Raw genomic sequence first — 20,844 nt, 5'->3', positions numbered from 1 at the left:
TGCCGACAGCCCGGCCATCCGTGCGCGCGGCCTGACCAAACGCTTCGGCAATCTGGTCGCGGTCGACCGCGTCGATCTCGAAGTGCCGGCCAGGCGTGTATACGGTTTCCTCGGCCCGAACGGTTCGGGCAAGTCGACCACCATCCGCATGCTGTGTGGCCTGCTGACGCCTACCGACGGTGAGATCGAGGTGCTCGGCCTCAGGATTCCGGCACAAGCCGACGAGCTGCGCCCGCATATCGGCTACATGACGCAGAAATTCTCCCTGTTTGAAGACCTCACCGTGCGTGAGAACCTGGAATTCCTTGCCGCGATCCAGGGCGTGCCGAAGGCGAAGACGAAAGCCCGCATCGACACGCTGGTCGAGCAATACCATTTCGGCGATCGGCAGAAGCAACTCGCCGGCACCATGAGCGGCGGCCAGAAGCAGCGCCTCGCGCTTGCCGGCGCGGTGATCCATGAGCCGGAGCTGCTGTTCCTGGACGAGCCGACCAGCGCGGTCGATCCGGAATCACGACGCGACTTCTGGGAGAGGTTGTTCGAGTTGGCCGACATCGGCACCACGCTGCTGGTCTCCACCCATCTGATGGACGAGGCCGAGCGCTGTCATCGGCTCGCGATCCTCGATCGTGGCGCGCTGGTCGCCGACGGCACGCCGCGCGAGCTGACCGCGCAACTGGAAGGGCGCACCTTCATCGTCGACACCGCCGATCCACGGCGTGCGCAGAAACTGATTGTCGATCTGCCGGGGGTACTCGGCGTCGCCCAGGTCGGCAACAGCCTGCGCGTGCTGATGGCCGATCGCGCGGCCGATGGCGGGGGCGCAGAGCATACCTGCCGGGTCATCGACGAGGCCCTGGCCGGGGCCGGTCAGCAGGCGAGCGCGAGTGCGACACCGGCGAACCTCGAGGACGTATTCGTCGCAGTCACCCGCGGTGGTGCAGATCAGCGCGAGCAGGCGGCATGAACTGGCGCCGGCTCTGGGCGATCGTGGTCAAGGAGCTGCGGCAGCTGAGCCGCGACCGGATCACGCTGGCGATGGTGATCGGCATCCCGGTGATCCAGCTTGTACTGTTCGGCTACGCGATCAACCTCAACCTGCGCGGGCTCGATGCCGGCATCGTGGACCAGGCCAATTCGGCCGGTTCGCGGGCGCTGGTGATGGACATGCTGGCCACCGACGTGGTCGCTCCGACCGCCCATGCGGATACGCCGCAGCAGCTGATGGCGATGATCCGTCGCGGCCAGATCAGCATCGGCATCGTGGTACCGGCGGATTTCGAGCTACGACGCGTCGACGGTCGTCCTGTCGCCCAGATCCTGGTCGATGGCAGCGACAGCACGGTGCAGGTGGCGGCGTCCCAGCTCGCGCAGACTCCGCTGGACAGCGCCGCGCCAGACACCCGCGCGCCGGCCACCAGCACGCCGGCGCAGCCGCGGATCACCGTGGTCGGTTTCTACAATCCGCAGCGGCGCTCGGCGATCAACATCGTGCCGGGTCTGATCGGGGTGATCCTGACCATGACGATGGTGTTGTTTACCGCCATCGCGATCGTGCGTGAGCGCGAGCGCGGCAACATGGAGCTGCTGATCGCCACTCCGCTGACCAGCGCCGAGCTGATGGTCGGCAAGGTACTGCCGTATGTGGTGATCGGGCTGGTGCAGACCACGGTCATCCTGGCGCTGGGCATCTGGCTGTTCCAGGTGCCGGTTCGCGGCAGCCTGCTGGACGTCTACCTGGCCACCGGTCTGCTAATTCTGGCCAACCTCTCGCTGGGCCTGTTGATCTCAAGCCGGGCACAGTCGCAGTTCCAGGCGATGCAGATCACCTTTTTCGTGTTTCTGCCATCGATCCTGCTGTCGGGCTTCATGTTCCCGTTCGCCGGCATGCCGAAGGTGGCGCAATGGATCGCCGAAGTGCTGCCGCTGACCCATTTCCTGCGATTGATCCGCGGCGTGATGCTGCGCGGTGCCAGCCTGTGGGAGCTGTGGCCCGACGGGCTGGCGCTGCTCGCGTTCATCGTGGTGATGATGGCCGCCGCGATCATGCGCTTCCGCAAGCGGCTGGATTGAACCGGCGCGCCTCGCGCAGCGGCTGGTTCAGAGGGCGCGGTGCATCACGTAGATATCGGTGGGCCCGAGTTGCGCGTGACGGAATGCGCCGGGCACCTGGCCGACGATACGGAAACCATGGCGCAGCCACAGGCGCACCGCGATCGCATTGCTGGCGACGACGCAATTGAACTGCATGGCGGTGAAACCGGCCTGGCGCGCCTGTTCAAGCGAGTGCTCGCACAATGCCGACGCAATGCCCTGGCCGCGAGCTTGCGGCGCCACCATGTAGCTGCCATTGGCCACGTGATCACCCAGGCCGATCTGGTTCGGTGCCAGCCGGTAGCAACCCAGCACCACGCCGTCGCGTTCGGAGACAAAACATCGCGATGGCGGTGTGGTCCACATCGCGCACGCGCGATCGATGCCGAGATCGGGCGGATACATGTAGGTGTCGCCACCGGCGAGGACTGCCTGAAACAACGGCCATACCCGCTCGAATTCTTCCGCGCCGATTTCCCGGATCACAGGATCGCTCATGAAGCCAGCGCCGCCGGCTCATCGGCCAGCTTCACGCGGCCACGCAGCGAGTTGCTCATCGCCTCGGTGATCTCCACGTCGACGAACTGGCCGATCAGGCGCGGATTGCCCGGAAAATTGACGAAGCGCATGTTTTCGGTGCGGCCGGTGAGTTCGCTGGGGTCGCGGGTACTGGGCTTTTCGACCAGCACGCGCTGCACGCTGCCGATCATCGCCTGGCTGATGGCCTTCGCATTCGCATTGATCGCCCCCTGCAGCCGGTTCAGCCGCGCATGTTTCTCCGCCGCCGGCGTGTCGTCGGCGAGGCCCGCCGCGGGCGTGCCCGGACGCGAGGAGAAGATGAAGGAGAAACTCTGGTCGAAGCCGATGTCGTCGATCAGCTTCATGGTCTTTTCGAAGTCTGCCTCGGTCTCGCCGGGAAAGCCGACGATGAAATCCGACGAGACGCAGATGTCCGGCCGCACCGCGCGCAGCTTTCGGATCTTCTGCTTGAATTCCAGCGCGGTGTAGCCGCGCTTCATCGCGCTGAGGATGCGGTCGGAACCGGCCTGCACCGGCAGGTGCAGGTAGTTGGCCAATTGCGGCACGTTGGCGTAAGCCTCGATCAGCGAGTCGGAGAACTCCAGCGGGTGCGAGGTGGTGAAGCGGATGCGGCCGATGCCATCGATCTGCGCGATAGCGTGGATCAGCACGGCGAGGTCGGCGATGCCGCCGTCGTGGGTGGGGCCGCGATAAGCGTTGACGTTCTGGCCGAGCAGGTTGACCTCGCGCACGCCTTGCGCGGCGAGCTGGGCGACCTCGACAAGTACATCGTCGAACGGGCGGCTGAGTTCCTCGCCGCGTGTGTACGGCACCACGCAGTAGCTGCAGTACTTCGAGCAGCCTTCCATGATCGAGACGAAGGCGGTCGGACCTTCCGCGCGCGGCGCGGGCAGGCAGTCGAACTTCTCGATCTCGGGGAAGCTGATGTCGACCTGCGGCAAGCCGCTGGCGCGCTGCGCCTCGATCAGTTGCGGCAGCCGATGCAGGGTCTGCGGGCCGAACACCAGGTCGACGTAAGGGGCGCGCTTGACGATCGCCGCGCCTTCCTGCGACGCCACGCAGCCACCCACGCCGATCAGTACCGGCTTGCCGTCCTTCTTGTGCTGCTTCCAGCGGCCGAGCTGGCTGAATACCTTCTCCTGCGCCTTCTCGCGGATCGAGCAGGTATTGATCAGGATCACGTCCGCCTCGGCCTCGTCCTGGGTCAACTCCATGCCGTGCGACGCCTTCAGCACGTCGGCCATCTTGGCCGAGTCGTACTCGTTCATCTGGCAGCCGTGGGTCTTGATGAAAAGTTTCATGGGAGCTGGCTTGCCGCTCATGGGTGGATACCGTGGTTCGTGAAGCAGGAGTTGCGATCCGCTGAACCGCGCAGTTTACCCGCGTGCCGGTGCGCTCGCCAGCTGATCGGCATGCTGGATCAAGCACTTGCGCCGGCCGTGCGGTGGTGTTGCCGAGGGCGGCCGGCTGCTTCAGGTTCTGCCATCGTCGGCGGAAGCCGGACTGCCCTGCGGTCGGCGCCTCCCTACCCAAATGCGCTGGATGGCTCACGAAATGGCCCGCGCACACTTGGCGCGGGCGGCGCATGGCGGCACACTGCCGGCCATGTCCGACGTCGCACGACATGGGGGAAGCGTCGATCCCGCGGGGAGCTTCCTGTTGCATCCGATCCTCTCCTGGGTCGCGCTGTGCTGTGCTCTGCTCTGGTGGCCGGCCGCCCACGCCGGCACGCTGTATCAATGCACCGGGGGCAGCGGCGAAACGGTGTTCAGCAGCAGCAAGGCCGGCTATCACCACTGCAGGGCGATCAGCGGCTACGACGCCCCGGTGCCGCGTCGTCCGGCGGCGCCACCGCTGCGGATATCGTTGACCGGGGTGACCGGATCGGTCGCGACCAGTGCGCGCGACCTCGCGGCTAACGGCACCCAGGCCATCTCGCTGTCCGGCGTACGAAGCAGCGTCGAGAGCAGCGCACGGCGCCTTGGCGACGTTCTGGTACAGCGCGCGTCACTGGGGTCCGTGAGCGGCTCGGCAGAAACCAGCGCAAAGCTTTCGTCGGCCGGGGGCGCCGCCGCGCCGGGTCAGTGGAACTATCGCGAATCGCACGACGCCCAGGCACTGGCCACACCGATGGCAGCGGCTCCGGGCAATCGCGTGCTGCGCGGCGCGGTCTATCGCATTGTGCGTGCTGACGGCAGCGTGGAGTACACCAACCTGCGTCCGGCCGGCCAGAAGGGTCGCGCCGTGACCATGCTCTTCAGCTATATCGCCACCTGCGCCGCATGCAATCTGCATTCGACGATTCGCTGGGGCAGCGTGTCGCTCAACCTCACCGCGTATGCCGACTCGATCCGCGCGGCCAGCATCGAATACGGTGTGGACGAGGCGTTCCTGCGCGCGATCATCCATGCCGAAAGCGCCTTCAATCCGCGTGCGCTGTCGCTCAAGGGTGCGCAGGGGCTGATGCAGTTGATGCCGGGCACGGCCAGCGACATGGGCGTGCTGGACGCGTTCAACTCCGATCAGAATATTCGCGGCGGCGCGCGCTACCTGGGCCTGCTGCTGCACGATTTCGACGGCAATGAACGGCTGGCCGCCGCGGCGTACAACGCCGGTCCCGGCGCGGTCCAGCGTTACAGGGGCGTGCCGCCTTATGCGGAAACCCAAGTCTATGTGGAGCGGGTGGACACCTTGCGCAAGCGTTATGGCGCCGCGATCCATCCGCCGCTGGCGTCGCGCGGATCGGGCTGACTCAGCGGTCGGGCAGCGCGTTTGCGCTCATTGCCGGCCGCTGCGCAAGAGTGACCTCGAGATGGAACGGGTTGCCATTGCGCAGGCCGGAGATCTGCACCTTGCTGCCAGGCTTGAGCGCCGCCTCACGGCGGCGCAGATCGGCCGGATCCAGGATGTCGTCGGTGCCGATGCGAAGCAGGATGTCGCGCGGCTGGATGCCGGCCTGCGCCGCCGGGCTGCCCGGATAGACCGTGGTCACCTGGGCGCCGCGCGCCGCTGCCGGCAGGCCGCTGTCGGCGGCCACCGGGACGAACGCGTAGTCGGCACCGATCCAGCCGCGCACCACGTGACCGGTGGCGATGATCTGGTCCAGCACTTTTTTCGCGGTGGTCACCGGTATGGCAAAGCCGATGCCCTCGGCGCCCGCGGCCTTGCCGATCAGCAGCGTGTTGATGCCGACCAGTTGCCCTTCGGCGTTGACCAGCGCACCGCCGGAATTGCCGAGGTTGATGGCCGCATCGGTCTGGATGAAATCCTCGGCGCTCGAACTGTTCAACTGGCGGCCGATCGCGCTGACGATGCCCATCGTCACGGTCTGGTTGAGTCCCAGCGGATTGCCGATCGCCAGCACCACGTCGCCAGGCCGCAATGGCTGCTGGCCGGCCATCTGGATCACCGGGAGATTGCTGGCGTCGATCTTCAGCACCGCCAGATCGGATTCCTCGTCCGCCCCCACCAGGGTGGCCTTGGCGATGCGGCCGTCGTACAGCAGTACCTGGATGTCGGCGGCGTGGGCGATCACGTGATTGTTGGTGAGCACGTAGCCCTGATCCTGTGCGCTGACGATCACGCCCGAACCCAGCGTCTGTTCGCGATGCTGGAACGTGGTGGGCTGGCCGCCGAACAGTTGCTGCAGCACCGGATTGTCGTACATGCGCACGGCCTGCTCGGTGACGATCTTGTTGGCATAGATGTTCACCACCGAAGGCGCGGCGGCGGCTACCGCATCCGCATAGGAGACCGGGCCGCGGCCCGGCTGATGCTGACCGAGTGTTGCCGTGGAAAAGGGGGCCAGGCCGAAGCGTTGGCGCAGGCGTTCGCCGCTGCCGGGCCAGAACAGGCCCACGACGAAAGCCATGGCTAGCCCGAGGATGGCGAATCGTGCAATGAACAGGAGCGTGCCGGCGGCATGTTTCATGTCGAAAGGAGAGCGTCCCGGCAAGTCGTGGCGAATGTTGCGGTGAAAGGGCTTCGCCCGATCCGGTTTATTGTACGAGGCCAGGCCTGACGCTACACTAACGCGATTTTTGCGGGGTCCCAAACCCCACCACAGACAGACATTGCAAGTACCGGAGAGCCTGATGGCGAACGAAGTCGTCGATCACGGCCGCCGCCGTTTCCTGACAGCAACCACCGCGGTGGTTGGTGGCATCGGAATCGTGTCGGCAGCTGTGCCCTTCATCAAGTCGTGGGAACCCAGCGCCCGTGCCAAGGCTGCTGGCGCTCCGGTTACCCAGTCGTTGGCCAAGATCGAGGCGGGCCAGATGTTGAGCGTGTCCTGGCGCGGCCTGCCGGTGTTCGTGCTCAACCGCACCAAGGCCCAGCTCGACACGCTGCCGATGGTGGACTCGCGTCTGGTCGACCCGAAGTCCGACGGCGCTTCCGCCGGGCAGCAACCGAAGTACGCGCAGAACGAAGCCCGCTCGATCAAGCCGGAATGGCTGGTGATCGTGGGCATATGCACGCACCTCGGCTGCGTGCCGGAGTTCGTGCCCGAGATCAAGCCCGAGCCGTTCGATCCGAACTGGAAGGGCGGCTTCTACTGCCCTTGCCACAAATCGCGCTATGACCTCGCCGGCCGCGTGTTCAGCGGCGTCCCGGCGCCGAAGAACCTCCAGGTGCCGCCGTACCATTTCATCGACGACAGCACCATCCAGATTGGCGTGGATCCGAAGGAGGCTGGCTAATGGCCAACGTATTCACAAGCATCGGTGACTGGGTCAATGAACGCGCACCGGGCATGATGCCGATGTACCGCGCGCACATGACCGAGTATTACGCGCCGAAGAATTTCAATCTCTGGTACTACTTCGGTTCGCTGGCCCTGCTGGTACTGGTCAACCAGATCGTCACCGGGATCTTCCTCACCATGAACTTCAACCCGAGCGCGGCGGGAGCCTTCGCCTCGGTCGAGTACATCATGCGTGACGTGGAGTGGGGCTGGTTGATCCGCTACATGCACTCCACCGGCGCTTCGCTGTTCTTCGTGGTGGTGTTCCTGCACATGTTCCGCGGCATGATGTACGGCTCGTACAAGAAGCCGCGCGAGCTGGTGTGGCTGCTCGGCATGCTGATCTTCCTGGTGTTGATGGCCGAGGCATTCATGGGCTACGTGCTGCCGTGGGGCAACATGTCGTTCTGGGGCGCCAAGGTGATCATCTCGCTGTTCGGCACCATTCCCTACATCGGCGGCACGCTGGTGGAGTGGATCATGGGCGATTTCCTGCCGGCCGATGCCACGCTCAACCGTTTCTTCGCGCTGCACGTGATAGCTCTGCCGATCGTGCTTTTGCTGCTGGTGGTGCTGCACATCGCCGCGCTGCACGAAGTGGGTTCGAACAACCCCGACGGCGTGGAGATCAAGAAGGGTCCCAAGGGCAACCGCTGGGATGCGTTGAAGCCGGCCGACGGCATTCCGTTCCATCCGTACTACACGGTGAAGGACCTGGTCGGTGTGGGCTTCTTCCTGCTGATCGCCGCGTTCATCATCTTCTTCGCACCGACGTTCGGCGGCTGGTTCCTGGAGCACGACAACTTCATTCCGGCGAACAACCTGGTCACGCCGTCGCATATCAAGCCGGTGTGGTACTTCACCCCGTTCTACGCGATCGTGCGCATGATCCCGTCCTTCCTCGGCTCGGCCGTGTGGGGCGTGATCGCCATGTTCGGTTCCATCGCGGTGTTGTTCGCACTGCCGTGGTTCGATCGCGGCAAGGTCAAGTCGATCCGCTATCGCGGCACCGGATACAAGGTGGCACTGGGGCTGTTCGTACTGTCGTTCTTCATGCTCGGTGCGGTCGGCGCGGGCATTACCGCCGAGGTGATTCCGGCGTGGTTCGGCGATATCGACGTGACGTTCTGGGAGAACCTGTTCGGCCGCTTGATGACGCTGATCTACTTCGGGTTCTTCGCCTTCCTTTGGGCTTACACATATTTCGGCTGGGAAAAGACCAAGCCGGTTCCGGAACGGGTGACGACGCATGACTAAGCGGCAGCTGCTAATGAAGCGGTACATCTTCCCGGTGGCGTTGGCGTTCAGTCTGATCGTCGGCAGTGTGTCGGTGCAGGCCGCGGAAGAGGGCGGCCTGCCTTCCGCCGGTACCAATGTGCAGGATCAGGCTTCGCTGCAACGCGGTGCCAAGCTGTTCTTCAACTACTGCGTCGGCTGCCACTCGCTGAAGTACGTGCGTTACGAGCGGATCGCCACGGACCTGGGCCTGTCCGAACAGGAGGTGATGCAGAACCTCAATTTCACCGGGGCCAAATTCGGTGAAAACGTGGTTTCGCACATGCCGGAAGATTCGGCCGCCAAGTGGTTCGGGAAGACACCGCCGGATCTGTCGCTGGAAGTGCGTGCGAAGGGCGCGGACTGGGTTTACGGCTACCTGAACTCGTTCTATCTGGACCCGAGTCGCCCGGTGGGCTGGAACAATACGGTGTTCCCGAACGCATCGATGCCGTTTCCGCTGTGGGAGTTGCAGGGCCTGCAGACGGCCGAAATGAAGCCGGCCAAGCCGGGTGCGGATCCGGAAGTGGAGAAGCTGGTGCTGTCGAAGCCGGGCAAGCTGACCCCGGCGCAGTTCCAGCAGGCCACCCGCGACCTGACCAGCTTCCTGGAATACGCTTCCGAACCGGCCGCGCTGCAGCGTCATCATTACGGTATCTGGGTGCTGTTGTTCCTGGCGTTCTTCACCTTGCTGGCGGCGATGCTCAAGAAGGAATACTGGAAAGACGTCCACTGAGCCGGGTCGCATCATCCGATTGCGGCGGCCATGAGCCGCCGCAATCGTCTTACCGATAGGGAATCGCCAATGGTCCAAAGCGTTCGCTCACGTACCGTACTGACGCTCTACACCACGGCTGATGACATCCAGTGTCATCGCGCCCGCCTGGTGCTGGCCGCCAAGGGCGTCAGCTACGAACGGGTACTGGTGGACCCGGCCAAGCCGCCGGAGGACCTGGTCGACCTCAACCCCTATGCGAGCACGCCGACCCTGGTCGACCGTGATCTGACCCTGTTCGACACCTCGGTGGTGTGCGAATACCTGGACGAGCGCTATCCGCACCCGCCGTTGATGCCGATCGATCCGCAGTCGCGGGCGCGCCTGCGGGTGGCGGCAGTGCGCATCGAGAAGGACTGGCTGACCGAGGTGGACATCATTCGGGCTGGTGGCCGCCCGGCGGACGCGGCGCGCAAGCGTCTGCGCGAGCAGCTGCTGTCGGCGGTGCCGCTGTTCAAGGCATCGAAATTCTTCCTCAACCCCGAGATGAGCCTGGCCGATTGCCTGGTGGCGCCGGTGATCTGGCGGCTGCCGTGGCTGGGCGTGGAGCTGGGTCGCGAAGGCAAGCCTGTCATCGACTATGGCGAGCGTTTGTTTCACAGTCAGGGTTTTGCGCGCAGCATGACCGATCAGGAAAAGGCGATGCGTCCCCTCCATGAGCAAGAATGAAACCGTGCCAATGACCTCCAATCGTCCGTATCTGTTGCGGGCGATCTATGACTGGATCAGCGACAACAACCTGACGCCGTACGTGCTGGTCGATGCCGGTTTCGCTGGCGTCCGGGTGCCGCCTCAGGTGGTCAAGAATGGCCAGGTGGTGCTCAACCTGGCGATGCGCGCCGTGGCCAACCTGGATCTGGGCAACGAGTGGATCAGCTTTCAGGCGCGCTTCTCCGGCGTCAGCCAGACGATCCAGATTCCGGTGCTGGCGGTGCTTGCGCTGTATGCGCAGGAAAACGGCCAGGGCATGATGTTTCCAGCCGAGGAAGAAGGCGGTGACATTCCGCCGCCCTCCGCGCCTCAGCCCGACCATGCGGAACCGGCGCCGCATGCCGATGCGGGCGGCGACAAACCCAAACGTGGCGCGCCGCATTTGCGGGTGGTCAAGTAACGGAGTGGTTGCGGCTGCCTGGTAGCAGGTGATCAGTGCAGCCGGTTCCCCGCGCGAGGTCGCAGCGGCACGACATTGTCCGATGGCGGCGGCAATGCTGTCCGGGTACCGGTCTCTTCGTGCGCCAGCAATTCGATCGTCGGCAGGCTGAGGCCGCTGAGCGCATCGCCGATCATCCACAGCCGGCCTGGTTCGCGGTCGTGACCATCGATGCTCACCTCGAAGCCGTAACAGCGTTCGAGCATGCGTAGTCCGTTGACGCGCCGCAGGCGCGCGCCGCGAAGCCCCACCGTTTCATCGAGCAACTGCAGGCCATGCTGCTGGCATTGCCGCCGAGCCTCCCGGGTCGCGCGCTCGCATGCCAGGCTCAGCTTCAGCCACAGTCCGACGATGCCGGCCAGGGCCAGCAACAGCAGAAGGTTGGAAAGATCGCTCATCGCTGCAGTGTGTGGGCCCCACCGATCGCGCGCAAGCGGGAGCGGTTCAGGCCAGCTGCAAACGCAGCGACAAGTCGATGGCGCGCACATGCTTGGTCAGCGCGCCGACCGAAATGAAGTCGACGCCGGTGCGCGCGAACTTGCCGATCGTTTGCAGGTCGACGTTGCCGGATACCTCCAGCGGCGTGCGACCGGCGGCGCGGCGCACCGCCTCGGCCATTCGGGCCAGGTCGAAATTGTCCAGCATGATCCGGTCCACGCCGGCATCGAGCGCCAGCGCCAGCTCATCGAGGTCTTCGACCTCGATCTCGAGCAGCAGGTCAGGGTGCAATTGGCGCGCCGCCCGAACCGCGGCAGCGATGCTGCCGGCGGCGATGATGTGGTTTTCCTTGATCAGGATCGCGTCGTACAGGCCGATGCGGTGGTTATGCCCGCCGCCACATCGCACCGCATACTTCTGCGCGATGCGCAGGCCCGGGATGGTCTTGCGGGTATCCAGGATGCGCACGCTGGTGCCAGCGACGGCGGCAACGTGCGCCGCGGTCACCGTCGCCGTGGCGGAGAGCAGTTGCAGGAAGTTCAGCGCCGAGCGCTCGGCCGTGACCAGCGCGCGCGCGTTCCCCGACAGGTGGCAGATCACGGCGCCGGCTTCGACCATTTCGCCATCGCTCACCTGCCAGTCGATCTGCACGGCCGGATCGAGCCGGTGGAAGCACGCATCGAACCATGCGGTGCCGGCGATCACTGCCGCGTCGCGGCAGGTCAGGACGGCGTGGGCATGGGCATCGCCAGGCAGGAGTTCCGCCGTGGCGTCGCCTGTACCCAGATCCTCGGCAAGGGCGCGCTCGACATCGACCGCGATCTGCGCGGCGTCCGGCGCAGCAAGCGATGGTGCACGGCTCATTCGATGTGGCTACCCGTGGCCGGCGTTGTTTCCGGCTGACTCAGCTTGCCGACGATGGCGTTCATCGCCCGGTCGAACAACGCGTTGGCGGCCAGCACGCGGGCCTGGCCGCCAGCGAGCAGCGCAGCGAGTTCCTGCGGGGGGTAATCGGCCACTTTCAGGCCACGCCGATTGACGAACAGATAACGGCCGCTCATCGGGCTGATCCACGACAGCTTGGCCCGGGTCATCGCTTCGTCCGCGAGGCAGAACTCCAGCCAGGTGCCTGGTTGCAGTGCCTGCACCTGATGCCATTCCGGGCTGTCCAGCGGAACTTCGACGGTTTCTTCCTCATCGTCGTCCTGCGTGGCCGCCGTGGTGCCGTGGTCGATGACCGGTTGAATGCTGTCGGGGATCGCCAGCATGGCCGCGTCCTCCTCGATGGCGACAACCTCGGCCTCCGCCAGCGTCTCGCCAAGCTGCTGCCGATAATAGGTGTGCAACTGGGCAAGCAGGCGCTCGACGTCCTGCTCCTGGAACGCCACGTTGGCCAGGCCCTGGCGCAGCGCCCGCTCGATTCCCGGCAGCATCTGGCGCAGGGCCTGGCGGCTTTCCGGCTGGGTCGCCGGGCGCGTGCTGGCGATGAAATCGTCGACAAAGCGCAGCGCGCTTCTGAACTCCGGGGATGCTTCGCCCTGCCGCAGCAGGGTCAGCACCAGGTGATTGGCCCAGGCTCGTGCCAGGATGCCATGCACCAGCGGCGGCAGTTTCTGCTCACCGATGCGATCGAGGATCTCGCGCGCGGCGCGGCGGCGCGCCTGTTCAAGTTTTTCGCGGCCGCGGGTGGATTCGGCCACACGCTGTTCGGCCAGCTCGGAGCGGCGCTTGTTGATGTCCTGGAACTGCTGCAGGTCGACCAGCAGGCGTTCGAAAATGCCCATGTCATCGTCGAAATCGTGCAGCAGCTGATCGACGATCGACTTCACCTTCTCGTGCAGGCGGTGGTCGCGGTCGGATTCCTCCGACCAGCCCTTGGCCTGTTCGGCCAGGCAATCCAGCAGCCGGCGCGCAGGGTGCTGGCGATGGGCGAACAGCTTGCGATCGAGAATCGCCGCCTTGAGATAGGGAATCTGCAGCCGCGCCAGCATCACCTGCATCGCGGCGGGCAGGTTGCGATCTTCCAGAATGAATTCGAACAGCATGCCTACCAGGTCGATGGTGTCCTCATCGATGGTGGCGACATGGCTGGGTCGCTCGCCGCGCAATGCGCCGATCTGGGTCAGCAGCTGGCCCTTCAGTTGCAGTACTTCGCGACTGAGTTCGGCGGCATCGCCCGGTTGCGCGTAAGGCAGCGGCCCGGCGCTGGCGATCTGGCTCTGCAGCACGCTGAGCGCGCCAAGCAACTCATTGGCCGAAGGCAACGGCCCGCTCATCGCATGCTTGCCCGCTCCGCCGCCGCCATTCACCCCACCGATGGCGGGTGCGCGGCGCGCACTGAACAGAGCGTGCAGGGTCTGCAGCAGATCGCTGGGAATTTCGCCGCCTTCGTCCGGCGTGGCGGTGGCGGCGCCGGTTTGCTGGTTGCCGCCATGGACGCTCCCGTCGGCGGCCTTTGCGTTGCCGCCGCGCACCACTTCGTGGCGCATCTGCGGGAGCACGCCGGCGCGCACCAGCTCGGCGTTGATTTCCTGGTAGAGCTCTTCCAGCGACGACAGCACGTAACGATCGAACAGCTTGTAGATGATCAGCTTGACGCGCATGTCCGCGCTGAGTTCGTGTAGCGCCTGGCGGAACGCCTGTGACAGGATGGCCGGCGCGACAGGGTTGCTGGCGTCGTCGACCTTGTGCCCGCCACAGATCACCGACAGCCGCTGATTGACCGCGAACAGGTCGCGCGACAGCCGCGATTCGTTCTTGCCGATCATGCTGGTGATTGCCAGCGACTCTTCCAATTCGTTGTCCGCCACCAGCGACAGCTCGACCGGACCGGACGACATCACGCCTGCGCTGGCCTGGGGCGGCTGCGCCGGATGGGCCAGTTCGCCAAGGTCGCGGTTGATCGTGCCGAGAAAGCTGCGCTCCACTGCGGGGCGGCGCTTGCGGACCTCGCGCATGCCATCGAAATAATGCATCTGGGCGGCGTTGTTCTCCGCCTTTTCGGCCAGATCGAACAGCGCATCGTCGACGTGCTCGAAGGCATTGCCGATCCACTGCTGCAGGCGTTTGCCGGCAATGCTGCGCACTGCGTTGAGCAACTCGCCGATGCGCTCGCTGGCGGGGCCTTGGCGCTGGCTCAGGTTGACGACTTTGGATGGATCACCGGCTTCGTTCATCGCCAACCCCTGAAAAACATTGCGGCGCACCACGCGACCCGAACCCGCCCGCAGACGCTGACGATAAGCCAAAGCGGGTGCCCGTGTCATGCATCGGGAGCCCGCGCCGGTCGGAGCGATCAAGCAGGACGTCAGGCGGGGGGGAAATCCGTCAGCTGCAGCGTACCGATACCTTCCTCGGGCAACATGACCGGAATGCCATCCTCGACCCGATAAACCACTTTTCGATCCGTCGTTATCAGTGCTTCGGCGATGCGCTCTCGCACCGCAGCGCCGGCGACGGATTCGACCTTGCCGGCAGCAATGGCGTCGTTCAGGGCATCGAGTTCGCGCTTGCTCAGCGGGCGCACCGGCGTTTTGCTGACCGGGCAGCACAGGATGTCGAGGAGGCGCTTGTCCATGGTGGTTGCGGGTGTGCCAAGGCTGGGAAAGCCCGTACAATAGCCGTTTTTGGGCGACCGGGCCATGACAGGAACTACCAAGCCGCCGCGCGTTGGCGTCGTAATGGGGTCGCGTTCGGACTGGGAAACCATGCAACACGCCGCCAATGTCCTTACCGAGCTGGGCGTGCCGCACGAGGTGCGGGTGGTCTCCGCCCATCGCACGCCGGATCTGCTGTTCAGTTATGCCGAACAGGCACGGTCGCGGGGTGTCCACGTGATCATCGCCGGCGCCGGCGGTGCCGCCCATCTCCCCGGCATGCTGGCAGCGAAGACCCGCCTGCCCGTGTTTGGCGTGCCTGTGCAGTCCCTGGCACTGAATGGCATGGACTCGCTGCTGTCGATCGCGCAGATGCCGGCAGGCATTCCCGTGGGCACGCTGGCCATTGGCCGCGCTGGCGCGGTGAACGCCGGCCTGCTGGCGGTCGCGGTGCTGGCGCTGCATGACCCCGGGCTGGCCACGGCACTGGACAACTGGCGTACGCGACAGACCCAGGCCGTGCTCGAGCAACCGGATCCCCGTCAATGAACGAACGTCGGCAGCCCGTGCTGGGTGTGCTCGGCGGCGGCCAACTGGCGCGCATGCTGGCGCTGGCGGCGGCACCGCTGGGCGTGAAGACGCTGGTGGTGGACAGTTCTGCCGATGCGTGCGCGGGGCAGGTCGCGCCATTGGCCGTGGCTGATTGGGCCGACTACGCGGCGCTGGAGATCTTCGCCAGGCAGGTCGACGTGGTCACCTTCGATTTCGAGAACGTACCTGCCCAGAGCGCGCACTGGCTAGCCGAGCGGGTGGCGGTTTTCCCGGCACCGGGGGCCTTGGCGGTGGCGCAGGACCGGCTGGCCGAGAAAACCCTGTTCCGCGAGTGCGGCCTTCCCACCCCGGACTTCAGGACGGTGGACACGCGAGAACAACTGGACGCGGCGCTGGCCGCGGTCGGCGTGCCGGCGATCCTGAAAACGCGTCGGCTCGGCTATGACGGCAAGGGCCAGTTCCGGCTGCGCGAGCTGGCCGATGCGGATGCGGCGTGGGCCGCGCTTGGCGCGCAGGCGTCGAAGCACGGCCTGATCCTGGAGGCGTTCGTAGCGTTCGAGCGGGAGCTGTCGGTGCTTGCGGTGCGCGGGCGCGACGGCGATTTCCGCACCTGGCCGCTGACCGGCAACTGGCATGTCGATGGCGTGCTGTCGATGAGCCTGGCGCCGGCGCCAGGCATCGACCTGCTGCAGCATCGTGCCACCGAACTTGCCCGCACCCTCGCCGAGCGGCTGGGTTACGTCGGCGTGTTCGCGCTGGAGCTGTTCGTCAAGGACGGCGAGCTGCTCGGCAACGAGATGGCGCCGCGCGTGCACAACTCGGGCCACTGGACGATCGAGGGGGCGCACACCAGCCAGTTCGAGAATCATGTGCGTGCCGTGCTTGGCTTGCCGCTGGGCGACACCGGTGCGCGCGGCATGTCGGCAATGTTCAACTGGATCGGTGACCTGCCCGATGCATCGCCGGTACTGCAGACGGTCGATGCGCACTGGCACGACTACGGCAAGCAGGCTCGGCCGGGGCGGAAAGTCGGTCACGCTACGGTTTGCGCGCCGGACGCCGAACGGCTGACCGCGCGATTGGCCGAGGTCGCCGGTCTACTCGGGCGCGAGGCCCAGGTGGCTCCGGTGCTGCGGCATTTGACCGAATCGTTTCGTTGAGGCTGTCGTAAACGGCCCGCCGGACAAAAAAAAACGGAGCCGCGAGGCTCCGTTCCTGTTTCGCCCGGTGAATCAGGCCAGGTTGCCGGCCGCGAACTCCCAGTTCACCAGATTCCAGAACGCTTCCACATATTTCGGGCGGGCGTTGCGGTAGTCGATGTAGTAGGCGTGCTCCCACACGTCGGTCGTGAACAGCGGCTTGTCGCTGCCGGTGATCGGCGTGGCGGCGTTCGAGGTGTTGACGATGCCGAGCGAGCCGTCAGGGCGCTGTACCAGCCAGGTCCAGCCGGAGCCGAAATTGCCGGCGGCGGACTTGCTGAATTCTTCCTTGAACTTGTCGAACGAACCAAATGCCTTGTTGATCGCGTCGGCCAGTTTGCCGCTGGGCTCGCCACCGCCTTTGGGGCTCATCGAGTTCCAGTAGAAGGTGTGGTTCCAGACCTGCGCGGCATTGTTGAACACGCCACCGGATGACTTCTTGATGATGTCCACCAGCGGGGCGTCGGCGAACTCGGTGCCTTCGATCAGCTTGTTGAGGTTGGTCACGTAGGCCTGATGATGCTTGCCGTAGTGGAACTCCAGCGTTTCGGCGGAAATGTGCGGCTCCAGTGCGTTCTTTTCATACGGCAGCGGAGGAAGTTCGATCGCCATGATGAGGCTCCTTAGCGGTGGCGGGGGAGAAGGGTCGGCGCCGGGCACGGCAGCTGACGGGTGACTGATACAATATCGGTCTGCCCGTATTGTAAAGATGAATCGTCAGCCTATGGACATCAACGAGCGAATCAAGGCGATGCTGGCCGAGCATCCCATCGTGCTTTTCATGAAAGGCACGCCGGAATTCCCGATGTGTGGTTTCTCCAGCCGGGCCGCGCAGGCGTTGACCGAGGCAGGCGCGGTGTTCCATGCGGCGAACGTGCTCGCCGATCCTCAGCTGCGCGCGGCCCTGCCGCATTTCGCAAACTGGCCGACGTTTCCGCAACTGTTCATCCAGGGTGAGTTGATCGGTGGCTGCGACATCATCGAGGATCTGAAATCCGCCGGTGAGTTGAGCCGCATGGCTCGTGACGTGGCGGGAGCGACGCCTTGACGGCACTGCCGCTTTCCCGCTTGCCTGCCGGCTGGCTGCCCACGGCCGATACCCTGGTCGATCGGGTGGTACTGGTCACCGGTGCCTACGGTGGCCTGGGCGGTGCGGTGGCGCGCGCGGCATCGCGCGCGGGCGCCACCGTGGTAATCACCGGCAAGCGCAAACGCCAGCTCGAGCAGTTGTACGACAGCATGCGCGCCGAGGGTCTGGCCGAGCCGGTGATCCATCCGTTGGACATGGAAGTGGCCACGCCACGCGAGTACGCCGCGCTGGCCGAAGGCCTGGAGCGCGATTTCGGTCGACTCGACGGGATCGTGCACGCGGCGGTCAGTTTCAGCGGGTTGACGCCGATCACCATGCACAAGCCCGACGCATGGCTGCGTGCGATGCACGTCAATGTGAACGCACCATTCGCATTGACCCAGGCGTGTCTGCCGTTGTTGACCCAGGCCGGCGACAGCGCGGTGGTGTTCGTGCTGGACGACCCGGCCCTGCTGCAGCGTGCCCACTGGGGCGGTTACGGTGTTTCGAAGGCGGCGCTGGAGCGGTTCGTGGCGATCCTGCATGAGGAAACGGACAGCAGTCCGTTGCGCGTGCATGCGATGCTGCCGGCGCCGATGCGCACGGCGTTGCGGCAACAGGCGTATTTCGGTGAAGACATCATGCAGCGAGTGCCGCCGGATGCCGCCGCCGCCGCAGCGGTCTACCTGCTGAGCGCACAGGGTATTGCGGCACGCGGTGCGGCACTGGATCTTCGAGGCGATTGAAGCCGGACTCCGGGTCCGCCGGAGCCGTAGCGCCTCATCACGAGGGAGCTGAGATGGAAACGCAGATGACCACGTTGTCGGCGGGAATCATGTTGTTTCTGATCATGGACCCGCTGGGCAACATCCCGTTTTTCCTGAGCCTGCTGAAGGATGTGCCGCCCCGCCGCCGCCGCCGTGTGATGGTGCGCGAGCTGCTGATTGCGCTGGGCGTGTTGCTGGCCTTCCTGTTCGGCGGCCAGTACATCCTCAAGCTGCTGCAGCTGAAACAGGAGTCAATCAGCATCGCCGGTGGCATCGTGCTTTTCCTGATCGGCATCCGCATGGTGTTTCCGCCGGCGGATGGCGGCGGCATTTTCGGCAAGCCCGGCCAAGGCGAGCCGTTCATCGTGCCGATGGCGATCCCCGGGGTCGCCGGCCCGTCGGCGATGGCGGCACTGTTGCTGCTGACGAACAGCCAACCCGGACGCACCGCCGACTGGGTGATCGCCCTGCTGCTGGCGTGGCTTGCCACCTCGGTGATCCTGCTCAGCGCCACCTATCTTTTCCGCTGGCTCGGCGAAAGCGTGCTTACCGCGCTGGAGCGGGTGATGGGCATGCTGCTGATCGCGCTGTCGGTGCAGATGTTCATGGCTGGCGTGGCCGCGTTCCTGCATCTGACTGTTTGAAACGATAGCACCGTCGAATCCGTCGTCCGTGACACTGCGAGCCACCGCTCAGCTGTCATAATTGCCCGCCAGGATGGGGAGGAATCCGAGGGCGCAGACATGCTGAGTATCGAACGATCCCTTACCGAACGTCTGCCGTGGCTGGCGCAATACCCGCGTATCCGGCGCCCGATGGCCGGGATGCTCGGGCGACTGGCCGACGAAGACGGTTTCAATCGCGTGCTGGCCCGGGTCGGCGGTGCTGAAGATTTCGATTTTGTCGAGCGCGTGCTGGATGTGCTTGGCACCAGTTATCGAGTCGATCCGGGCGAACGCGAGCACATTCCGGTGGACGGCCCGCTGTTGGTGGTGGCCAACCACCCGCTGGGCATGCAGGACGCCCTGGCATTGCTGCGACTGATCGGGTCGGTGCGCCGGGACGTGCGTTTTCTCGGCAACGACTGGCTGGCGGTGATTCCGCAACTGGGCAAGCTGATGTTGCCGGTGGATGTGTTCGGCAAGGGTGCGGCATCGCGCCTGCGCGGCATCTACCGGGCACTGGACCGGGGCGAGGCGCTGATCGTCTTTCCGGCTGGCGAAGTCTCGCGCGTTCGCCCCGGCGGTGTTCGCGACGGGCAGTGGTCAGACGGCTTTGCGAGGCTGTCGCTGCGCAGCAGGGCGCCGGTGTTGCCGATCCATGTCGCCGCACGCAATTCGGCGATGTTCTACGGTTTGTCGATGCTGGCCAAGCCGCTGAGTACGGCGATGCTGCCCCGCGAGGCGGTGGCGCCCGGTCAGCGGCAGATCGGTTTCAGCATCGGTGCGCTGGTCAGTGCCGAAGAGCTCGAGCAGCGCAGCGGCGGTTCGTCGAAACAGGCCACCCGGTTGATGCGCCGGCATGTATATCGAATCGGCCAACGCCGCTCCCCGATCTTCGGCGGGCAGGCGCCGCTGGCGTTGCCGGAGCCGGCCGATCAGGTGGCGGCGGAACTGGCGTGTTCGGAAAAGCTGGCTGATCTCGGCGACGGCAAGCAGGCATGGTTGTTCCGGGGCGCGATCGACAGCGTGGTGATGCGCGAGATAGGCCGCCTGCGCGAGTTGACCTTCCGCAAGGTCGGCGAGGGTACCGGTGCGCGACGCGACCTGGATGCCTTCGATCCCCTTTACGAACATCTTGTGCTGTGGGACCCGCAGGCACAGCGCATCGTCGGCGCCTACCGCTTCGGCCATGGGGGGCGGCTGATCGGGGAACGCGGCATCACAGGCTTGTATACCTCCAGCCTCTTCAACTATTCGCCGGCATTGGAATCGCGGTTGGCGCACGGCGTGGAACTGGGCCGCAGTTTCGTGGCGCCTGCGTACTGGCGTTCGCGGGCGCTGGATCAGCTGTGGCAAGGCATTGGCCTCTATCTGCAGCGACATCCGGAGCTGCGCTATCTGTTCGGTCCGGTCAGCATGTCGGTGCGCCTGCCACGCGAGGCGCGTGAATGGATCGCGGTGGCCTACCAGCATTACTTCGGTGCTCCGGGGTTGGCCGCCGCACGGCAACCTTTCGTGATTTCGCCTGAGGTCGTGCAGGTGGTGCGTGCTGCGCTGGAAGGCCTCGATGCCGCCGCGGGACTGGGCAAGCTCAAGCACCACCTGGATGCGCTGGGCGTCAGTCTTCCGATGCTCTATCGGCAGTACGTCGACCTGGTCGAGCCCGCAGGCGTGCAGTTTCTCGACTTCGGCGAAGACCCGGATTTTTCCGGCTGCGTGGACGGGCTGGTGATGCTGGACCTGGCCAACCTGAGGCCGGCAAAGCGGGAACGCTATCTTGGAAGATCAGCCTGAGCACGGAAGCGCGATGAATGGTGCTGCGATGGTGACGGGCTTTGGCCGGGTGCTTCGGCCGTTCCGGTGATCCGGCTTGAAGCAGCCCTTCCGGACGACGGTGTTGAAGTCGCAACGTGATGTCGATGTTATAAAAGTGTCATACAATGTCGTTAAGTTACGTTAACAATCGGCTGGCGGGCGGGAAAG

General features: G+C 65.2%; 22 protein-coding genes. 14 read left to right on the top strand and 8 right to left on the bottom strand.

Annotation, left to right across the window (positions count from 1 at the left end):
- Positions 1-16: 16 nt before the first annotated feature.
- Together ACFPME_RS16020 and ACFPME_RS16015 are read left to right on the top strand one after the other, a co-directional pair.
- On the top strand, positions 17-967 hold the full coding sequence (locus tag ACFPME_RS16020; protein ID WP_377306799.1) for an ABC transporter ATP-binding protein: 951 nt from the start codon (positions 17-19) through the stop codon (positions 965-967).
- Complete coding sequence (locus tag ACFPME_RS16015) at positions 964-2,073, top strand: ABC transporter permease (RefSeq protein ID WP_377306667.1); 1,110 nt, start codon at positions 964-966, stop codon at positions 2,071-2,073. The genes ACFPME_RS16020 and ACFPME_RS16015 overlap by 4 nt, the downstream gene beginning before the upstream one ends.
- Positions 2,074-2,100: 27 nt before the next feature.
- Here the strand turns inward: ACFPME_RS16015 and ACFPME_RS16010 are convergent, their stop codons facing one another.
- On the bottom strand, positions 2,101-2,592 hold the full coding sequence (locus tag ACFPME_RS16010; RefSeq protein ID WP_377306666.1) for a GNAT family N-acetyltransferase: 492 nt from the start codon (positions 2,590-2,592) through the stop codon (positions 2,101-2,103).
- Entirely contained in the window at positions 2,589-3,956 is a 1,368-nt protein-coding gene (gene miaB, locus ACFPME_RS16005) for a tRNA (N6-isopentenyl adenosine(37)-C2)-methylthiotransferase MiaB (protein WP_377306664.1), read from the bottom strand. Before miaB ends, ACFPME_RS16010 begins: the two co-directional genes overlap by 4 nt.
- Before the next feature lie 232 nt (positions 3,957-4,188).
- On the opposite strand from miaB, the gene ACFPME_RS16000 reads away from it, so the two are divergent.
- Complete coding sequence (locus ACFPME_RS16000; protein ID WP_377306663.1) at positions 4,189-5,385, top strand: lytic transglycosylase domain-containing protein; 1,197 nt, start codon at positions 4,189-4,191, stop codon at positions 5,383-5,385.
- Between the two features lies 1 nt (position 5,386).
- On the opposite strand, the gene ACFPME_RS15995 is transcribed toward ACFPME_RS16000, so the two are convergent.
- Positions 5,387-6,565 (bottom strand): S1C family serine protease, encoded by a 1,179-nt coding sequence (locus tag ACFPME_RS15995; protein WP_377306662.1) that lies wholly within the window; start codon positions 6,563-6,565, stop codon positions 5,387-5,389.
- Positions 6,566-6,728: 163 nt separating this feature from the next.
- Between ACFPME_RS15995 and petA the strand changes: the two genes are divergently transcribed.
- The 5 genes from petA to ACFPME_RS15970 all read left to right on the top strand — a co-directional run bounded on the left by petA (position 6,729) and on the right by ACFPME_RS15970 (position 10,539).
- Complete coding sequence (gene petA / locus ACFPME_RS15990) at positions 6,729-7,334, top strand: ubiquinol-cytochrome c reductase iron-sulfur subunit (RefSeq protein WP_377306661.1); 606 nt, start codon at positions 6,729-6,731, stop codon at positions 7,332-7,334.
- A complete protein-coding gene (locus tag ACFPME_RS15985; protein ID WP_377306660.1) occupies positions 7,334-8,635 on the top strand; it encodes a cytochrome b in 1,302 nt (433 codons plus the stop codon). Before petA ends, ACFPME_RS15985 begins: the two co-directional genes overlap by 1 nt.
- 13 nt (positions 8,636-8,648) lie before the next feature.
- Positions 8,649-9,389: a cytochrome c1 gene (locus ACFPME_RS15980; protein ID WP_377306798.1), complete on the top strand. Its 741-nt coding sequence runs from the start codon at positions 8,649-8,651 to the stop codon at positions 9,387-9,389.
- 69 nt (positions 9,390-9,458) lie between these two features.
- Positions 9,459-10,097, top strand: a complete 639-nt coding sequence (locus tag ACFPME_RS15975; protein ID WP_377306658.1) for a glutathione S-transferase N-terminal domain-containing protein — start codon at positions 9,459-9,461, stop codon at positions 10,095-10,097.
- Positions 10,084-10,539: a ClpXP protease specificity-enhancing factor gene (locus tag ACFPME_RS15970; protein WP_377306657.1), complete on the top strand. Its 456-nt coding sequence runs from the start codon at positions 10,084-10,086 to the stop codon at positions 10,537-10,539. The genes ACFPME_RS15975 and ACFPME_RS15970 overlap by 14 nt, the downstream gene beginning before the upstream one ends.
- Positions 10,540-10,571: 32 nt before the next feature.
- Here ACFPME_RS15970 and ACFPME_RS15965 read toward each other — a convergent pair whose 3' ends face one another.
- The 4 genes from ACFPME_RS15965 to ACFPME_RS15950 all read right to left on the bottom strand — a co-directional run bounded on the left by ACFPME_RS15965 (position 10,572) and on the right by ACFPME_RS15950 (position 14,593).
- Positions 10,572-10,976 (bottom strand): DUF3301 domain-containing protein, encoded by a 405-nt coding sequence (locus ACFPME_RS15965; RefSeq protein ID WP_377306656.1) that lies wholly within the window; start codon positions 10,974-10,976, stop codon positions 10,572-10,574.
- Positions 10,977-11,022: 46 nt separating this feature from the next.
- Positions 11,023-11,880, bottom strand: coding sequence for a carboxylating nicotinate-nucleotide diphosphorylase (nadC, locus tag ACFPME_RS15960; RefSeq protein ID WP_377306655.1), 858 nt, complete (start codon positions 11,878-11,880; stop codon positions 11,023-11,025).
- Complete coding sequence (locus tag ACFPME_RS15955; protein WP_377306653.1) at positions 11,877-14,192, bottom strand: DUF1631 domain-containing protein; 2,316 nt, start codon at positions 14,190-14,192, stop codon at positions 11,877-11,879. The genes nadC and ACFPME_RS15955 overlap by 4 nt, the downstream gene beginning before the upstream one ends.
- 131 nt (positions 14,193-14,323) lie before the next feature.
- Positions 14,324-14,593 carry a Trm112 family protein gene (locus tag ACFPME_RS15950; RefSeq protein ID WP_377306652.1) on the bottom strand — a complete coding sequence of 90 codons (270 nt, stop codon included), beginning with the start codon at positions 14,591-14,593 and terminating at the stop codon, positions 14,324-14,326.
- Between the two features lie 64 nt (positions 14,594-14,657).
- Between ACFPME_RS15950 and purE the strand changes: the two genes are divergently transcribed.
- Both purE and ACFPME_RS15940 read left to right on the top strand, forming a co-directional pair.
- Positions 14,658-15,161, top strand: a complete 504-nt coding sequence (purE, locus tag ACFPME_RS15945) for a 5-(carboxyamino)imidazole ribonucleotide mutase (protein WP_377306651.1) — start codon at positions 14,658-14,660, stop codon at positions 15,159-15,161.
- Complete coding sequence (locus ACFPME_RS15940; protein ID WP_377306650.1) at positions 15,158-16,324, top strand: 5-(carboxyamino)imidazole ribonucleotide synthase; 1,167 nt, start codon at positions 15,158-15,160, stop codon at positions 16,322-16,324. Before purE ends, ACFPME_RS15940 begins: the two co-directional genes overlap by 4 nt.
- A gap of 72 nt (positions 16,325-16,396) precedes the next feature.
- Here the strand turns inward: ACFPME_RS15940 and ACFPME_RS15935 are convergent, their stop codons facing one another.
- Complete coding sequence (locus tag ACFPME_RS15935; protein WP_377306649.1) at positions 16,397-16,975, bottom strand: superoxide dismutase; 579 nt, start codon at positions 16,973-16,975, stop codon at positions 16,397-16,399.
- Positions 16,976-17,087: 112 nt separating this feature from the next.
- On the opposite strand from ACFPME_RS15935, the gene grxD reads away from it, so the two are divergent.
- The 4 genes from grxD to olsF all read left to right on the top strand — a co-directional run bounded on the left by grxD (position 17,088) and on the right by olsF (position 20,655).
- The gene (gene grxD, locus ACFPME_RS15930; RefSeq protein ID WP_377306797.1) at positions 17,088-17,411 is read left to right on the top strand and encodes a Grx4 family monothiol glutaredoxin; all 324 of its coding nucleotides are present in this window, start codon (positions 17,088-17,090) and stop codon (positions 17,409-17,411) included.
- Positions 17,408-18,178 carry an SDR family NAD(P)-dependent oxidoreductase gene (locus ACFPME_RS15925; protein WP_377306648.1) on the top strand — a complete coding sequence of 257 codons (771 nt, stop codon included), beginning with the start codon at positions 17,408-17,410 and terminating at the stop codon, positions 18,176-18,178. Before grxD ends, ACFPME_RS15925 begins: the two co-directional genes overlap by 4 nt.
- Positions 18,179-18,243: 65 nt before the next feature.
- The gene (locus ACFPME_RS15920) at positions 18,244-18,843 is read left to right on the top strand and encodes a YhgN family NAAT transporter (RefSeq protein ID WP_377306796.1); all 600 of its coding nucleotides are present in this window, start codon (positions 18,244-18,246) and stop codon (positions 18,841-18,843) included.
- Between the two features lie 99 nt (positions 18,844-18,942).
- Entirely contained in the window at positions 18,943-20,655 is a 1,713-nt protein-coding gene (gene olsF, locus ACFPME_RS15915; RefSeq protein WP_377306646.1) for a bifunctional ornithine lipid synthase OlsF, read from the top strand.
- The last annotated feature ends 189 nt before the right edge of the window (positions 20,656-20,844 follow it).

This window comes from Rhodanobacter umsongensis (assembly GCF_042654965.1).
Taxonomy (GTDB): domain Bacteria; phylum Pseudomonadota; class Gammaproteobacteria; order Xanthomonadales; family Rhodanobacteraceae; genus Rhodanobacter; species Rhodanobacter umsongensis.
The sequence above is the reverse complement of the archived record's forward strand: the minus strand, read 5'-3'. Positions and strand labels throughout refer to the sequence as shown.

What these genes read in the sequence shown, in the direction of transcription:
- ACFPME_RS16015 (WP_377306667.1), top strand. Translation starts at nt 964, where the DNA reads ATGAACTGGCGCCGGCTCTGGGCGATCGTGGTCAAGGAGCTGCGGCAG.
- ACFPME_RS16010 (WP_377306666.1), bottom strand. Translation starts at nt 2,592, where the DNA reads ATGAGCGATCCTGTGATCCGGGAAATCGGCGCGGAAGAATTCGAGCGG.
- miaB (WP_377306664.1), bottom strand. Translation starts at nt 3,956, where the DNA reads ATGAGCGGCAAGCCAGCTCCCATGAAACTTTTCATCAAGACCCACGGC.
- ACFPME_RS16000 (WP_377306663.1), top strand. Translation starts at nt 4,189, where the DNA reads ATGGCCCGCGCACACTTGGCGCGGGCGGCGCATGGCGGCACACTGCCG.
- ACFPME_RS15995 (WP_377306662.1), bottom strand. Translation starts at nt 6,565, where the DNA reads ATGAAACATGCCGCCGGCACGCTCCTGTTCATTGCACGATTCGCCATC.
- petA (WP_377306661.1), top strand. Translation starts at nt 6,729, where the DNA reads ATGGCGAACGAAGTCGTCGATCACGGCCGCCGCCGTTTCCTGACAGCA.
- ACFPME_RS15985 (WP_377306660.1), top strand. Translation starts at nt 7,334, where the DNA reads ATGGCCAACGTATTCACAAGCATCGGTGACTGGGTCAATGAACGCGCA.
- ACFPME_RS15980 (WP_377306798.1), top strand. Translation starts at nt 8,649, where the DNA reads ATGAAGCGGTACATCTTCCCGGTGGCGTTGGCGTTCAGTCTGATCGTC.
- ACFPME_RS15975 (WP_377306658.1), top strand. Translation starts at nt 9,459, where the DNA reads ATGGTCCAAAGCGTTCGCTCACGTACCGTACTGACGCTCTACACCACG.
- ACFPME_RS15970 (WP_377306657.1), top strand. Translation starts at nt 10,084, where the DNA reads ATGAGCAAGAATGAAACCGTGCCAATGACCTCCAATCGTCCGTATCTG.
- ACFPME_RS15965 (WP_377306656.1), bottom strand. Translation starts at nt 10,976, where the DNA reads ATGAGCGATCTTTCCAACCTTCTGCTGTTGCTGGCCCTGGCCGGCATC.
- nadC (WP_377306655.1), bottom strand. Translation starts at nt 11,880, where the DNA reads ATGAGCCGTGCACCATCGCTTGCTGCGCCGGACGCCGCGCAGATCGCG.
- ACFPME_RS15955 (WP_377306653.1), bottom strand. Translation starts at nt 14,192, where the DNA reads ATGAACGAAGCCGGTGATCCATCCAAAGTCGTCAACCTGAGCCAGCGC.
- ACFPME_RS15950 (WP_377306652.1), bottom strand. Translation starts at nt 14,593, where the DNA reads ATGGACAAGCGCCTCCTCGACATCCTGTGCTGCCCGGTCAGCAAAACG.
- purE (WP_377306651.1), top strand. Translation starts at nt 14,658, where the DNA reads ATGACAGGAACTACCAAGCCGCCGCGCGTTGGCGTCGTAATGGGGTCG.
- ACFPME_RS15940 (WP_377306650.1), top strand. Translation starts at nt 15,158, where the DNA reads ATGAACGAACGTCGGCAGCCCGTGCTGGGTGTGCTCGGCGGCGGCCAA.
- ACFPME_RS15935 (WP_377306649.1), bottom strand. Translation starts at nt 16,975, where the DNA reads ATGGCGATCGAACTTCCTCCGCTGCCGTATGAAAAGAACGCACTGGAG.
- grxD (WP_377306797.1), top strand. Translation starts at nt 17,088, where the DNA reads ATGGACATCAACGAGCGAATCAAGGCGATGCTGGCCGAGCATCCCATC.
- ACFPME_RS15920 (WP_377306796.1), top strand. Translation starts at nt 18,244, where the DNA reads ATGACCACGTTGTCGGCGGGAATCATGTTGTTTCTGATCATGGACCCG.
- olsF (WP_377306646.1), top strand. Translation starts at nt 18,943, where the DNA reads ATGCTGAGTATCGAACGATCCCTTACCGAACGTCTGCCGTGGCTGGCG.